Genomic DNA, 15,094 nt, shown 5'->3' on the forward strand with positions numbered 1-15,094 from the left:
ACAAGAGAAGGACACAGTTTATCATCTTTCCAACTCTTTATGAGATTTGTAATCGGATTAACCCCCGAACTTTGGACACATACACTCTTAATCTCTCTTTTACGTAGAATTACTTGATTACACACGTATTTCTTTAATTTTAATCGACCATTCCTGGTTCAATCTGTAAAACTCATTCGGTGCCAAGTCTTTTATGCTTGAATGAATCCGTCTCTCGTTATAGAAGGTCATGAAGTCAACAACTGTTTCGTAGGCCTGTTTATAGCTTTGAAATTCGTGACGGGACAAACAGTTATCTTCTAAAATCCGGTGAAAAGACTCAATATGTGCGTTCATATTTGGTGTTCTGGGTGGAATTCTCTCATGTATAACCCCAAATGATTCGCAGGCCGCCTCAAATGCATGGGAAATAAACTGTGGCCCATTGTCAGAACGAATCGCAGGCTTGTTGTCTTTGTCAAACAGCTGCCGTTTTAACAACGCTTGTTGAAGCGTTCGTACCACGTCTTTCGCTTCGCATGCAAGTCCCATATGGTACGCAATGACCGAGCGGTCATAGATGTCCAGCACGGATTGTATGAAGAAAAAGCGGTCTTCTCCTTCAATATAGCCGTATTTAATGTCCGTTTCAAACAGTTGATTGGAATCCGTGATCACTCGATTTCGAGCTAGTTTTCGCGGATAAATGGTTTTCTTTTTCCGCTGGGGTCTTAAAATATCGAGCTCCTTACATAGGCGATATACTTTTTTCTTGTTAATAATAAGCTCATATTGACGGCGTAAAAGCACGGTAAGCTTACGATACCCGTAGGCAAAACCATCGCCTGCAACAGCTTCCATTAACCATTCTTTGATTTGTTCATCTGAAACTTTCGTTCCGTCCTGTTGAACGGAATAGCCCGGTGCTTCACGTCCCTCACTTTTCACTGGCTCCACTGGCTGCCCTTCCTGTTTCTTATGATAGTAGTAGGTTGAGCGTGGAATCTGGGCAAAACGTAGAACTAACCGTTTCGGATAGCCTTGTAGTATGTAGTGTTCAGCTACTTCAAGCTTCTCAGCAAGTGAGGGTTTTTCTTTTTTATTAAATCACGCAAAATGGCCAGCTCTAAATCTTTTTCACCAAGCAGTCGTTTAAGCTGATCATTTTCCTGGGACAACGTCTCGGCATCGAGAGATGGCAAGGTAGCGAAATCCACATCTCCGTATTTCCCTGTTTCGATTTCCTTTTTCCAGCGTCCGACCATGTTCACGGATAGTTCATAGCGGCGAGCAACCGCCGTAATACTGCCCGTTTCCTTTACTTCTTTCACCACTTGTTTCTTAAAATCTAGTGAATACTTTTTTCTCGTCATGGTTGTATTCCCCCTCTGTCACTATAAGTATAATAAAGAACCACTCATAGTGTCCAACTTCACTAGGGGGCTAAAGAGAGACAAGGTTCTTACCTCGTTTTTTAATGATTGTTCAATGTTTGCTTTATCCTGTGACATAAAACCATTCCTCCTTCCCTGTTATATTTCCCTTGGAGGATGAAGAATATGTCAACATAGACGGAAAGAGATGGTTATCCCCTCCCCTGGTATTCGTGTCTGTAATTCTTGTTTTTCTAATCATCATTTCTTATGTATGATGAGAATAAAAGATATCATTGGAGAGGGAACCAAAACATGTTGAAATTTTTAACCCTTTATTTGTTGATCATAAATTTGATTGGCTTTTATGTTATGTATGCTGATAAACAAAAGGCGAAACGTGGCGAGTACCGAATAAGGGAGAAAACACTGTGGCAAGTGGCTCTGCTAGGAGGAGCGCCTTTTTGCAGTTTAGCTATGGAATTATTCCGTCATAAAACGAAGCACACAATGTTTAAATTCGGCTTCCCAACCGTTGCGATTATCCAAATCTTATGTGTGATCTATATCGTTAGCAGGTTTGCTTAAGAACATTACCAATAGAAAAAGGGGCAAGTCTGAAAATGACTACCCCTCTTATGCATGGTTATATGTGTATCTAAACAGTAAAAGAAATACAATCAGCGAGGCTAGTAAGACACTCGTTCCCGATGTGGCGTATAAAACTGCTAGAATGAAAAATACCACTGCACTATATATGAAGTCTCTTCACCATTTTTTGTGGTGCCGCGAGGCACCGGTAAACTATGTTAGCATCAAAAAAGATGATCACCAGTATCGGTAGAGGTTACTCTATCACACCAGGATCATCCCTTGTCCAGTAATAAGTATCTCTAACTGATAAGTTTTCTATACCAGGTTGGTTTGAGGCTTATTCAGGAACATCAGGGTCATCCCTTGTCCGTCTTTAGCTTATTTTATGGACCAACTCTATGAGTGGTCTTGCACGTTCTAATCCAGTACATTCTAACATCACACGAAGACGAAAACGAGATAAGTTTCGATATCCGTACGCCCTTCGTTTAATGTTTTTGATCTTATGATTTGTGCCTTCAGTGCGGGCATTCGTGATGAAAACATTAAAGTAACCTAGAATTTCATTTTGCCAACGACAAATTGTCTTTGCGACTTTTCTAAAAGACGATAAACCGCTATTTTCAGCCTCTGTTAACCACCTTAACAACAGTTTGCTTGCTTCTTCATAGGAAGAAGCTTTATAGATATTACGAAATGATTCCTTTAAGAAATAGGCTTGAGCTAGCAGTGGGGAAGCATCTTGCATATTATCAAGTTTGTGATGATGTTTCTCTTTTAACTTCTCCCAGCTTCTTAAAAGGAGAAATCGATGACTCTTTAGCGGATTCTTTGCTTTTTTGGTGCTGCTTTGAAGTTCCTTACGGACTTGATCAAGTGCTTGTGTTACCTTCTGTACAACATGATATTTATCGATAACGATAGTAGCCGCTGGAAATATCATGCGTAATGCTTTATGGAACGGCTCCCACATATCAACAACGATTGATAACGTTTCGTAAAATGTTGGTTAGGTTTTATGGAATCAAAGGATTGAGAAAATACCTCTTCACAGTTTTGACACGAAAACGCACGATTTCAACCAGTAAAAATAAAGGCTTCTTTAGGACCGCAAGGTCTCTTACCTTTCTTGTTCGGCGATCGTGGATTCCCAAAGAACAAAAACCACAAGCTGGGCATCTTTCGATGCCACATTGTTTTCTGACCAAAGCAAAATGTGCTTCCTTTTCTGACCACTGATTAACAATCTGAAATTCTGGCAATTCTAAGGGTATGGAAAGCATTTGAGACACCCGCGATTCCTCCTTGGAATGTTTTGGTAGCACTAACATTCTTGCCAGGAACTCGCGGGTGTTTTCATGTTTCCTTTAACTCTCCACAAAAAGTGGTGATGAATCAAAAAAGATACTAACTGGTATATCTTATTAGTTCAATATCAAAAAAATAGTAGCTCACAGTTAACTTAAAAAGCCAATCTGGAACATTTCCAAGATTGGCTTTTTATATTGTCCTTTTAACTACGGTTGTTAATTAAGGAAATAAATGTATTGTGCAAAGGTTTATTTACTGATTGGTTCGTGGAATCCAACATCGCATATTTACTCCTACGGAGGGTAACAAGTCGCAACTTTGCCTCTTTTTATTCAACATTTAATATCTTTATGATATCTTCTTGCTTTTCCCTTAAATCTTGAATGTATTTTTCCGTTTCCACCACATTAATGCAACCATTATAATGTGGTTGGGTAAGTGCGCCATTGCGATACATGTGTTGATAACTGTCGATTAACAGATATGACTTTTTAAGTTGTCTTTCGATACGGTCCATCTCGATTAATAAATCATCATTATAGAAAATCAAGTCCAATTCCCTCCCCCTTTTACACGAAAGTATATGCATTTTATTTTTTTGTAGACTTTGTCTGTTAAGCAAATGATTAAGATAAATTTAAATCATACTCCTGATCCCCACTTCATAATCTTTTGTAGTGTTTCAAAAAATTGAACCTTTTAAAGGAGTGAGGTAATGAATAGGAAATTAGGAGCAATTTTTGCAACGGCTGTATTGGGTGTCACTTTATTCCCTTTTTCAGCGTTAGCTGATGATGAGTCTCATGTTGGGAATCATAGTGGAGTCCATGTGAATTATAATGGAACGAACGTATTGGATTCGTCTGCACGCATGAAGAATAATCGGGTTTATGCATCAGTTAAAGCGTTTAGTTCGTTTTACGGAGCTACATATACGTGGGAATCATCAACGAAAACTTTGAAAATAAACGGTAATACTGTATCGAAGGCCTATGGAGAATTTCAAAAGGATGATGAAGTAATCATCGCTCCTGTTATCGCCATGGCAGAAGCCTTAGGCAATTTTACGTCTGGATGGGATAAACAGAGCATGACATCCAATGTTACCATTCTCCCGAAAGGCGTGGTAAAACTTGGACCTGCCGTTCCTCAAATGGGGGAACATTGGGCAAATCCAAAAAATATGCCGCTTGGTCCTATTTTCGGTATCTATAACGGCAAACTTGTTTTCCTGGAAGTTATGCCTGATAAAGAGTTAAATAAAACAGTACATGACATTCCAGGTACCGATGGTCTTCCAATTCCAAATAAAGTAGATCATTTTGATATTGACTGGAATCCGCATGGTCACGAAGGAGACCCAGTCCCTCACTATGATATTCACGAATATTTTATTTCTAGAGCTGAGCAAAATCAGATACAGTAAATATATATGATAAAATTATACAAATATGTAAACAACAAACTGTTTATTTGTCAACGTTGGTAATTGCAATATTTAAGCCGTGGGGAAAGTGGTATACACCGCATACCAATAGCCTCCGCCGTTAATCCGGTTGGAGGCTTTTTTATCTAACGAAAGCATAATTCCAGGGGAGTTGTTCCTCAGTCTGAAAGGTCTGCTGAAATATTTCAACAGACCTTTTTTATTCGTTTCATTTAGCTAATCCGACATATTTATCATAACTTTCATAAACATGGCGAGCAATGATACCAGCAGAACTAGCACCAAATCCACCTTCTGGAACAACGACAGCTACAGCTAATTTTGGATTATTCAGAGGTGCGTAAGACATAAATACACCATTAGACACCGAAGCATACTTCGACCAAGTATTCGAAGTTGGAGATTTCACATAAATGTCTTGATCGGATGTACCCGTTTTAGCAGCTACAGGATAAGGGAATCCTGCAAATGTGGTTCCAGCCGTACCATTACCTTGAGTAACCAATCCCATACCTTCTCTAATCGTATTCCAATAAATATCAGGTTCGTTCAATTTACTCAATACAACTGGATGATAGGCACGAATTTTTTTCCCATTAGGATCCGTAATACGATCCACTAGTTGGGGTTTCATCCTTACCCCGTTATTCGCTAATGTTGTGGCATACTGAGCAAGCTGCATAACAGTATAATGCGTTTGTTGACCGAAAGCGGACTGAACCATAGCCGCAAGCGGCCCATACACTTTATTCATCGTCAAGAAATCTTGAATTCCTTTTTCCTCATACGGTAAATCGACTTGTGTTTTCACGCCAAGTCCAAAGGCTGCATGATATTTTTGCATAATCGAGATCGCTTTTTTACCATATTTCTGGGCAGTTAAATCTCCAATCCGAGCCATATAAGTATTGGATGATTTTTCAAGTGCCTTTTGTGGAGTCAAAATCCCGTAGTTATCATAGTTATCATTATGGACAGAGTCTGTACCTCGACCATAACGATAAGTACCGGGATCAGCCCATGAGTCATAAGGAGAAATGATTTGCTCACCCATACCCATCATAAGAGTCGATGGTTTGATAGCGGAACCCGTTGGCACCATTGAACTTGGGTGTTTGCCCACTTCATCTTGAGCCGCCTTACCCGTAAGCGGAAAAACATCATAAGGTGCACTTCGAATTGTACCGTTTATCAAAGAATAGGCGATGTGATTATAATCATTGCTGTCGAGTGTATTTTTCGACCAAATATTCGGATCGTATTCTGGATAACTAATCATCGCAACGATCTTGCCTGTCTTTACTTCCATAGCAACCACATAAGCAGTTTTTGCGTTGGTTTTACCCGAACTTTGTAGTTTTGGAAGAAATCCCTTAATAAAGTCTCTAGTATCGAGTTGAACCCGATCATCCAGCGTTAAATATAAGTTATCACCTGACTGTGGCGGAACCTGGTTTAACTCTTTTAATATTTGTTGATTGGCAGCAAGAGCATATTCGTGATAACCATTTTTGCCTTGCAGGTACTGTTCATATGACAGTTCAATACCATCAAGCCCGACCATTTGATTTAGATCGTATACATTCTGTTTGTTTTGGTAGTAAGCAATATTCGATTGTTGGGCAACTCCGTATTTCCGAACATATCCAATGGCTTGTACAGCCACTTGTTTGTTGTCATACACCCGGACCGGTTTAACAGATACATCGATGCCTGCAAGTTCTAAACGATGTTCAGAAAGATAAGCAATTTGTTGCGGCGTCAAATCATATTTTAAATCTTTTTCTAAAAATTTAGATGTCTGGCGTGCAACCGCAACTACTTTCCCGCTTTTGTCTAAATTCCAGCCACAATCCATTTGCGAGAGAATTTTACTACGATCCAAACCTAATACGGGTTGTAATTGAGTAGCCAAATCCACATACTGTTGCTTTTTCATCGATTCCGGCTCTTTAAACACAGCCGTGTACGTTCCTTTACTATAAGCTATTAGATTTCCTTTGCTATCGTAAATATTTCCTCGCATAGCTGGAATAACCACTTTAACATTTGCCTTTTGCGTCGCTTTTTGAGAATATTGGTTTCCTTGTACGATTTGAACATCAGCAAGGCGAATTACAACAAGGACAAAAAGAGAAAAGATTATAAGCAAAAGGAGATTGAGCCTGTTATTAAGCAAATTCAAATTCGGTTTGTTAAACACAAATTTCTCCTTCCGTGATGTAGGATAAAACTAGGATAATAGTAAAGGTACCCACATTTATTGAAAATTTCTCGATAAATTATGTTACCAAAAAAATATTAGCAGTTTGTTAAAAAACGGAGATTTCTTATGGAAAACCCGGAAGTAGATGCCAAAACTCAAACACCACAACACCTATTAAGCACATCGCAGCATCTTCAAACAACTTAATCAGATATTTTGTTGTTTATAATGTTTATTCCAAGTGAATTCACCATTGTTTTCATTTAAATTTTCCTCACTATGCAGCGTTTCCCCTAACAGCAAAACTTTTAATTTTAATAAATCCAGTTTTTGTTTTTCCCATTCTGCATATAATCTGTCCAAACATTCCTTAGTCGTCTCATTGGCTAGCTTATAAGCCCCATAATGCATGGGTATAAACGTTTTTGCTTTAACATCACAAAATGATTGTATAGCTTCTTCAGGGTTCATATGATCCATCTTCAAGAAAAACTCCGGTTCATATGCACCGATGGGCAATAGTGCGTAATCAATTGATTTAAATCTTTCCCCAATTTCTTCAAACCCTCTAAAATAGCCACTATCCCCTGCAAAATAAATCGTTTCGTTTGTTTGGGTATTACGCATTACCCAACCACCCCAATGGGAAGTATTCGTATCAAAAAGTGTCCGCTTTGACCAATGTTGGCTTGGCACGAAGGTAAATTCGATGATTCCCCATTTAAAAGTAGTCCACCACTTCAGCTCTTCTGATTTGATGATGTGCTTTCTAATAAATAGCTTTTTCAACCCGCTCGGGACTAAAAATACTATATTGGGAGGTAATTTTAATATCGTAGAAAAATCCAGATGGTCATAGTGCGAATGAGAAACCAAAACAATATCAATCAGTGGAAGTTCTTCTAGTTTAAGGCCTGGTTCGGTTGAACGTTTATAAAAGGCAAGTCTATCTGCCCATATCGGGTCAGTTAATATATTCAATCCGCCAATTTGAATTAAAAAAGTAGAATGGCCAACCCAAGTTATTGTTGTTTGTTCGCGATTATTCTTGAGAAAATCGATTTCTTTTTTCTCAGCTTGTTGAACGCGATAGGAATAATCTTTTTTCTTTGTCTTTTTCTCTTTTATCCAGCGTAGAAAGTCAGAAAAAGTATGTTTATTTTTTATCCCGTCATAATTTTTATATTTATTCAATGAAATCTGCTCCCTCATATAAAACAAAAAAGACGACACACTTTCGTCTTTTTTGTTTTATCTTTATTATTTGTGTTAAAAGTAAAAAATTCTATTAAGTTGCAAATTAAGAAATACTATCTGCCACCGAATCTATGACACTGTGGCTTCGTTCTTTACATCTCTGTGGGTGACCGTCAGGTAGCCGACAAGTACAAGGATAATAATTGTTAAGCAAAGGCTGACCGGACCTGTGCCCAGCCCAAGACCACCGCGACCATGAGGCACCGAGATCCAGTCCGAAAACGAGGCCCCTACCGGACGCGTCATGATATAGGCGAACCAGAAGGCGAAAATCTCATTTAGACCAAACAACCAATAGCCAAGAGCTGGGATAGCAAGCAAGATGGCAAACAGCACACCCGAGGAGAAGTAACCTAAGTGCATGGTATACGCGGTCATATCTCCAGCAGCAGTGCCAAGTGCGAACGTGCCTAGTACGGTGCACCAGTAATATACCTCTCGCTTACGGGTGTAGATACTGTGTATAGAGAGAGTCTTCTCAGTCTTATGCCAAGTTACGAAAATAACGGTCAGCGCCACAGCAAAGAACAAGGTTGATACAAGGTAGGGGATGCCCAGCACAACGTGCATAACATCGGCATCCATCGTGCCAAATATACTGACCATGACCACAACCAACCAGTAGATCCATGCCACAAATCGGCGTACTGCGAACTGTAGAGCCAGCGATGCTACTAGGCCAATTCCCCCGAGAGCTACTGCAATTATTGGATTGATGTGATTGACTAGATAATCAGAGAACACCTCGCCCATTCCAGTGGTCAGCACTTTGGTAATCCAGAAGTACATCGTAATTTCCGGAACCTTAGTAGCGATCTGCTGAGCAGGATAAGTGGTGGCTGATAACGGCTTATTCATATGCTAACTCTTTTCCTCCAATGTTGAATTCTTTCACTAAAATATTACGCCGCGACATCTCTTTTCTTAAACACAATCCAGGATAGCGCATTAAAAATTAAGAAATAAACAAGTATAACTGTAACGGAAAACGATAGCGTCATGCCTGGAATATTAGGTGTACCATTGAGGTATTGGGTCAAATCCGTGTTTTCAAACAAATAGTATTTTGCCCAGCTAAATTGAGATAAGAAACTAACAATGCTTGATCCAGCAAACATAATGCCCACAGATAACGCAATCGCAATAGAACTACTACGAAATACGGTAGAAATCATAAAAGCCATCGTCACCGTTATAATCATCTGTACACATTGATATAAATAGGTGCTAATCGCTTCTTGAACAATATTTTTAGTATGAACAATGCCATCATTAGATGCATACACATAAGGCACACCTACATCATGGAACCCTTGTAATGCACCTGATACGATAAACGCACTAATAAATAAAACCAGTAAAAGTAGTACCGAAAACACTACAGTTGCTACATATTTAGAAAGTAGAATTTTAGAACGGGATACCGGGCGAATTAGCAGCAATTTAATCGTTCCCGAACTAAACTCACCTGCCACACTATCTGCTGCAATCACAACCGTAAAGACGGTAACAACGATAACGAGATCAGCTGCCTTTAACATGTTGCCCCACAACGTCTCATCCGTAGGCGGTAAATTATGCGTTAAGTGATATTGGTTTACATGGATTCGTGATGTCACTCGTGCTTTCCAGTCATTTCCCCGATTCATAACTGTTAGCATCCGCTGGTCGTCTTTAATCTGTTGTTGTAAGTTTGTTTTCCAATTTGCATTGGCTATTTGAGCAGGCTTTACTGTAAAGTGTTGAGCGGTTAAAAACCCTATCGTCGTGAGAACTAAGGCTACAACCAGCATCCATGTTCGTAAACGCCGATAAATTTTCATATTTTCATTCATCAATAGATTAAGCAATTTGATCACTCCCCGTAACTTGCAAGAATTTTTCTTCCAAAGATGGAGTAATCTTTTTAATTCCATAAACCTTAATTCCAGATTTAACCAAAGTTTCATTAATTACCGCAATTTGTTCTTTGTCTAACAAGCATTCCACGCCATCTTCTACTTTCTTTGGTTGAGCTGACTGGTGTGACGCTAGTATTTTAAAAGCCAATTCAATATTATCAAGCTCAAATAGAACAGAACTACTTGTTTCCTCATTCATAATGTCTCTAATGGATTGAACATCAATGAGTTTTCCTTCCTGGATAATCGCTACCCGGTCACACATCAGTTGCATCTCAGACAGCAAGTGACTTGATACTAGGACAGAAATCCCTTCCTCTCGCGTTAATGTATGCAAATAATCCCTCAGTTCTCGAATACCTGCTGGGTCGAGTCCGTTTGTTGGCTCATCTAAAATAAGAAGGGACGGTTGATGTAACAAAGCTTGCGCCACCCCTAACCGCTGTCTCATGCCTAGTGAATAGGTTTTAACTTTGTCACGGATGCGATTTTCTAAACCTACCAATTGAATAACCGCTTCAATACGTTCCTTCGTAACGCCTGGTACCATCCGTGCAAAATGAATCAAATTATCATACCCGCTCAAGAATTTATACATCTCAGGATTCTCTACAATGGCTCCTACCTTAACGATCGCCCTTTCGAAATTGGTTGTGATACTATGCCCACCGATTAACACATCCCCTTCTGTAATGCTCATTAAACCTACCATCATTCTTATGGTAGTCGTTTTTCCCGCTCCATTAGGGCCTAAAAAACCAAACACTTCACCTTTTGGTATTTCAAAACTTAAATTGTCAATTATTGTCTTATTCCCGATTCGCTTAGTCAAGTTGCGAATCTCCAGAACAGATGTGGACATATGATTTCCTCCTGTGTTTCAGTCCTGTTGATCATAAATTGTTTTCATTAAATAAATCGTTATTCTTTCTTAAATTTTTCTTAATTCCTAGAAAGACGAGTAGTTACCCCATACAAAAAACCCGAACAAGGGACTTTTGCTAAGTGTCCTTTATTCGGGTTACCGTTCATAATTTCCAGGCGTTCTCTTCAGTGTGAAACAAGTACCTCAGGGTGCTTGTTTTTTTACAGTGGGTTTGTTTGGGATAATTTTGTGATAAATAGAAATGACAGCCTGTACAAGTGGTTCCAAAAGTTGTTTAAAACGAAGAATCAAAAAGCTTGAAATACAAGCGACAACGATGGAACCTAGCACATCTCCAGGGTAATGGTGGCCAACGTAAATGCGTGAGAATCCAGTTACAATGGCAATGGCAATCATCCATCTTCCCATTCTTGTATTGCGCATAAGCATGGCAATTGCAATGCCAAACGCACCGGATGTGTGATCACTCGGAAAGCCTGAATCAGCTGCATGTGGCAAAAGCAGATTTACATGATGCGTGACAAATGGACGGGGTTCTTTATAAATCTGGCTGATGATCACGTTGATAACCAATGCCAGTATGCCTGAAAGTCCTGCGTATAAAACGGTTCGTTTATTCCTTTCGTTGCCCGTTACCCACATGACAACCAAAAGTACAGCGAACAAGACAAGAGCATAATTCGTAAAGAACTTCATGATACCATCTATGATGGGATGGTGTCCTGCCATTTGGTTAATGGCATGGAACAATGAATAATTCATATTTCTCCCTTTCTTTTTATGTTATGACGGAAAGAAAAGACTTTTAAACAGTCTTTAAAGTTCATTAAAGTATAGATTTTTTCCCATCCCATTACAAGCTTCTTAATGATTGGGACAGCCCCTGCCTGGAATACTTAATCATGCCAAGTACAACGATAATCATAAACAAGAACCCTGTAACGATTAACGTCAGCAAGTATCCCCAAGGAATCTGTAAAAATTCAGGGGGTGGATCAAACACACCATTCAGTACTTTGACCAAAAGTTCAGCAATGAGCATTCCAAAACTTAGGCCAATTACGCCCCCGCCAATTAGAACTAACAGCCCCTCACTCCAGAGAAAGGCACCGAGTTGATCACGCTTGGCGCCAATGGCAGTCAAAATAGAATAAATTCGCCTGCGTTCGTTCATGCCTAGTGCAAAAACTAACCCTGTGGCGCCTGCAATAAACAGAATGGAGAACGCAAGTTCAAGGCTTGTCAGCCCATGTAAATTAATCGAAGTAAGACTTGTACTTATCGTTCGTTGCGTTGAATTAATTTCGGTAACTTTCACGCCTGGTAAACCAGCCACTACTTTGCGAGCCTGACTGGCAAACTGTTCAGGAGCGGTATTGCAATGAATTAACAGCGTCTCATAGGCGCCGACTCCTGTTTTCTCAGCGACATAGTCCGCATTCGCCACTAAAAATGAATCTTTCGGAGCGGTCGGAAACTCTCGGACAACACCAACAAAGCGAAAAGGAATCACATGGTACTGATGGTCTCTGCCTTGTAAACGAAGGTTTAATTGATCGCCCGGCTGCAGTTGATAATCCGTTGCCGTTTCGGCCGAGACAAAAATGCCATCCCTCTCCTGAGCTAACTTAGCCAACGATGCCTTCGCATCCCCGTTTGCAAAATAAGCATTTGAGATGTGTGTTGCTTCGTTAACATGCCTTGCGTCAATGCCGAATAAATCCTGCAAATCATTCCCTACATAGGCAAAACGATGCTGCATAGGTTGAATGTTTAGTGCTCCGTTTAATTTGCTAAGCTCGTTAAGTTTGCTTGCTGGATTCGCGGCAGTCGGGCCGGATACTGTCACATCAGCCCCATTCGTTAACTGTGCATCCACTAACGCTTGTGCGTTGTACGTCGTGTTGAAGACAGCGGTAGACGCAGCAAATGAAAAGGACAACGATACGAGGATGATCCCTCGGACGAGCAGCTTCCTTTGCCTGCTAAATGAGCTGGATACAACATGGGATAAATTATGGGCAACCGGCTTGAAAATGTTAGAAAGGATATTTCCTCCTTTATCTAATGCGAGAGTAAGCAGCCTTATAAAGAGAAGCGTGCCCCCCAGCCATAGACAAAACGGTGCGATGAAGGCTTCATAATGCACGGAAGTTTGCGCGACTCCTTCCGGTGCAAGCACAAGTTGATATCCAGAGTTGGCTGAATTCGCAAAAGATAGAGCAGAAATAAGAAGCAGGATCAGATCCAAATAGATACGGCCCCACACAGGTTTGGTTTTTCTGCCGACGATTGCTTTCGCGGAAACGACGGTGGAATATTTCGCATCTTTCCATGCTGGGGATAAGATAGAGAAGATAGATAGTAAGAATCCGGCTACTGCTGCCAGCACAATCCAAATAATCGTTGCAGTGTTGTAGATCCAGGCTGCACCTGTGATAGATTTTGAAGTAAAAATAGACAATACCAATCCTGCTATCACACCGACGATTCCAACCCATACAGCCTCAACGATCGCAAATTTCAACACTTGCGCTACCGATGCGCCACGCGTGCGGAGCAGAGCTTGCTGTTCACGCCTCAACTGTGATCCGGAAGCCGCAATATAAATCGTCAGCAATGCGGCTAAGATAGCACCGGGCAGACCCAAGAACAGAATGAGAATTCTCGCATATAAAGCATCTTCTCTTACCCCATCTAATCTTGCTGCGAGATTGTTGCCCACTATTCCACTACCCGATATTAATGCTTCCACATGGTTCGCTAACTGTTGAACGTAAACATAAGCCGCGGTTGGATCCGGCGGAAGATTGTGTGGAATTGTTAAGTGAAGCTGAGTTTTGACAGAATCGGGCCGTATATTCATCTGTTGATCAAAAATTTGATGCCACTGTGAAGTTGGCAACAACAAAACATTATCCGGCGGCGCTTGCGGTGCTGCGTTTGATGGCACACCTACCGCTTGAAATAAAGAATCGGCATTAGGCAAATCAATTACCCCGTCAATCTTTACCTTTACAGGGGGCAATCCTACACGCTTAATTGTTACGTGATCACCGACGGAAACATGGAGGTTCGCAGCCGTTTGCTGCGCGATCAGCACGCCGTCCGTTGAGCCAAGTAAAGAACGGATTTGTGAAGGAAAAAGGCGGCTGTACTCCGGAGAAACGCCGAGCACCTGTCCTGTTCCAGTTGTTTGTGTGGTTCCGCCTGCTGCGGCTGAAAAACCGGATGCACTGGCATAAAAAACCTGTGAGAGCGAGTGGTAGGAATTTGTCGCTTCAACGGCTTTGATAACTTTATCCTTGTCGGAAGAATGGGAGAGCTGAATCTGCCAGTCAACCGGTACGTCTTTAACGGCTCTGTCAGTCATAACAGAGTCGCTAGAAGTGATAAAGGCACCAAGCGATACCAACAGAGCCACCGTTAAAGCAACACCTACTATGGCACCCCACATTCGTATGCTATTTCGCATGAACAACCCTTTAACCCAAATTACATAATTCACGCGCCTTCCACCTCCAGTCTGCCCCGGTACATGTGCCACTTCATATCAAACCGCTGCGCTATTTCCGGATCATGGGTGGCAACCACAATCGCCGCCCCCGTTTCATTCAGACTCGCGAACAGCGTATCCATCATAAAATTTGCAGTCGGATGGTCCAATTGGCCTATCGGTTCATCTGCTAAGATGAGTTGCGGTTTGCCTGCCAGCGCTCTTGCTACAGCTACTCTCTGGGCCTGCCCTCCTGAAAGTTCCTCAGGCAATTTATGGGCGAGGTAGTGCATATTCAACTGCTCCAAGGCGTTCATCGCTTCCGTTCTTGCCGACTTTGTGTCTGTATTCATGAGAAGAAGGGGAAGTTCGACATTTTCAACAACAGAGAGAGGGGCGACGAGGCTCGGCATTTGAAAAATAAAGCTTATATGATAGGGGCGGAGAAAATCTTTTTCCCCTAAAATGGGCCAGCTAATCGTTCCTTTCGTAGGTGATTCAAGTCCGCCTAACACTTGAAGAAGGGTTGACTTACCGCTGCCAGAGGGCCCCATTAACGCAATTTGATCGCCTGGTTTTATTTCACACGTAGCAGATTCCAACGCCACGACTTCTGTTTGTCCATTTCGGTAGGAACAGCCGAT

The 15,094-nt window shown here is 41.0% G+C and carries 12 protein-coding genes and 1 pseudogene; 2 read left to right on the top strand and 11 right to left on the bottom strand.

The genetic code is table 11. The features are described from left to right. Window positions 1-117: 117 nt before the first annotated feature. A protein-coding gene (locus PP175_RS13930) for an IS3 family transposase (RefSeq protein ID WP_272438943.1) occupies window positions 118-1,352 on the bottom strand; the annotation gives its coding sequence in 2 pieces (ribosomal slippage) (window positions 118-1,064 and window positions 1,064-1,352; 1,236 coding nt in all). 315 nt (window positions 1,353-1,667) lie between these two features. Here PP175_RS13930 and PP175_RS13935 point away from each other — a divergent pair. After that, on the top strand, window positions 1,668-1,940 hold the full coding sequence (locus tag PP175_RS13935) for a DUF1294 domain-containing protein (protein ID WP_272438944.1): 273 nt from the start codon (window positions 1,668-1,670) through the stop codon (window positions 1,938-1,940). 379 nt (window positions 1,941-2,319) lie between these two features. Here the strand turns inward: PP175_RS13935 and PP175_RS30010 are convergent. Together PP175_RS30010 and PP175_RS13950 are read right to left on the bottom strand one after the other, a co-directional pair. Beyond that, window positions 2,320-3,229 (bottom strand): annotated as a pseudogene (locus PP175_RS30010) (ISL3 family transposase). A 356-nt stretch (window positions 3,230-3,585) separates the two neighbouring features. Then, window positions 3,586-3,813: a hypothetical protein gene (locus PP175_RS13950; protein WP_272438946.1), complete on the bottom strand. Its 228-nt coding sequence runs from the start codon at window positions 3,811-3,813 to the stop codon at window positions 3,586-3,588. A gap of 159 nt (window positions 3,814-3,972) precedes the next feature. Between PP175_RS13950 and PP175_RS13955 the strand changes: the two genes are divergently transcribed. Then, window positions 3,973-4,683, top strand: a complete 711-nt coding sequence (locus PP175_RS13955; protein ID WP_272438947.1) for a hypothetical protein — start codon at window positions 3,973-3,975, stop codon at window positions 4,681-4,683. Between the two features lie 229 nt (window positions 4,684-4,912). Here the strand turns inward: PP175_RS13955 and PP175_RS13960 are convergent, their stop codons facing one another. The 8 genes from PP175_RS13960 to PP175_RS13995 form a co-directional block, all read right to left on the bottom strand. Next, entirely contained in the window at window positions 4,913-6,907 is a 1,995-nt protein-coding gene (locus PP175_RS13960; protein WP_272438948.1) for a peptidoglycan D,D-transpeptidase FtsI family protein, read from the bottom strand. Between the two features lie 210 nt (window positions 6,908-7,117). After that, window positions 7,118-8,122, bottom strand: a complete 1,005-nt coding sequence (locus tag PP175_RS13965) for an MBL fold metallo-hydrolase (RefSeq protein ID WP_442870470.1) — start codon at window positions 8,120-8,122, stop codon at window positions 7,118-7,120. Window positions 8,123-8,236: 114 nt separating this feature from the next. Then, on the bottom strand, window positions 8,237-9,025 hold the full coding sequence (locus PP175_RS13970) for a COG4705 family protein (RefSeq protein ID WP_272438950.1): 789 nt from the start codon (window positions 9,023-9,025) through the stop codon (window positions 8,237-8,239). Window positions 9,026-9,069: 44 nt separating this feature from the next. Continuing rightward, complete coding sequence (locus PP175_RS13975; protein WP_272438951.1) at window positions 9,070-10,017, bottom strand: ABC transporter permease; 948 nt, start codon at window positions 10,015-10,017, stop codon at window positions 9,070-9,072. Continuing rightward, window positions 10,010-10,930 carry an ABC transporter ATP-binding protein gene (locus PP175_RS13980; RefSeq protein ID WP_272438952.1) on the bottom strand — a complete coding sequence of 307 codons (921 nt, stop codon included), beginning with the start codon at window positions 10,928-10,930 and terminating at the stop codon, window positions 10,010-10,012. The genes PP175_RS13975 and PP175_RS13980 overlap by 8 nt, the downstream gene beginning before the upstream one ends. Window positions 10,931-11,137: 207 nt before the next feature. Continuing rightward, window positions 11,138-11,716, bottom strand: coding sequence for an undecaprenyl-diphosphatase (locus PP175_RS13985; protein ID WP_272438953.1), 579 nt, complete (start codon window positions 11,714-11,716; stop codon window positions 11,138-11,140). A 91-nt stretch (window positions 11,717-11,807) separates the two neighbouring features. Next, the gene (locus PP175_RS13990; protein ID WP_272438954.1) at window positions 11,808-14,462 is read right to left on the bottom strand and encodes an ABC transporter permease; all 2,655 of its coding nucleotides are present in this window, start codon (window positions 14,460-14,462) and stop codon (window positions 11,808-11,810) included. Continuing rightward, a complete protein-coding gene (locus PP175_RS13995; RefSeq protein ID WP_272438955.1) occupies window positions 14,459-15,052 on the bottom strand; it encodes an ABC transporter ATP-binding protein in 594 nt (197 codons plus the stop codon). The genes PP175_RS13990 and PP175_RS13995 overlap by 4 nt, the downstream gene beginning before the upstream one ends. Window positions 15,053-15,094 lie beyond the last annotated feature (42 nt).

Origin of the sequence: Aneurinibacillus sp. Ricciae_BoGa-3, from assembly GCF_028421645.1 — a bacterium.
In the GTDB taxonomy this organism is placed as follows: domain Bacteria; phylum Bacillota; class Bacilli; order Aneurinibacillales; family Aneurinibacillaceae; genus Aneurinibacillus_B.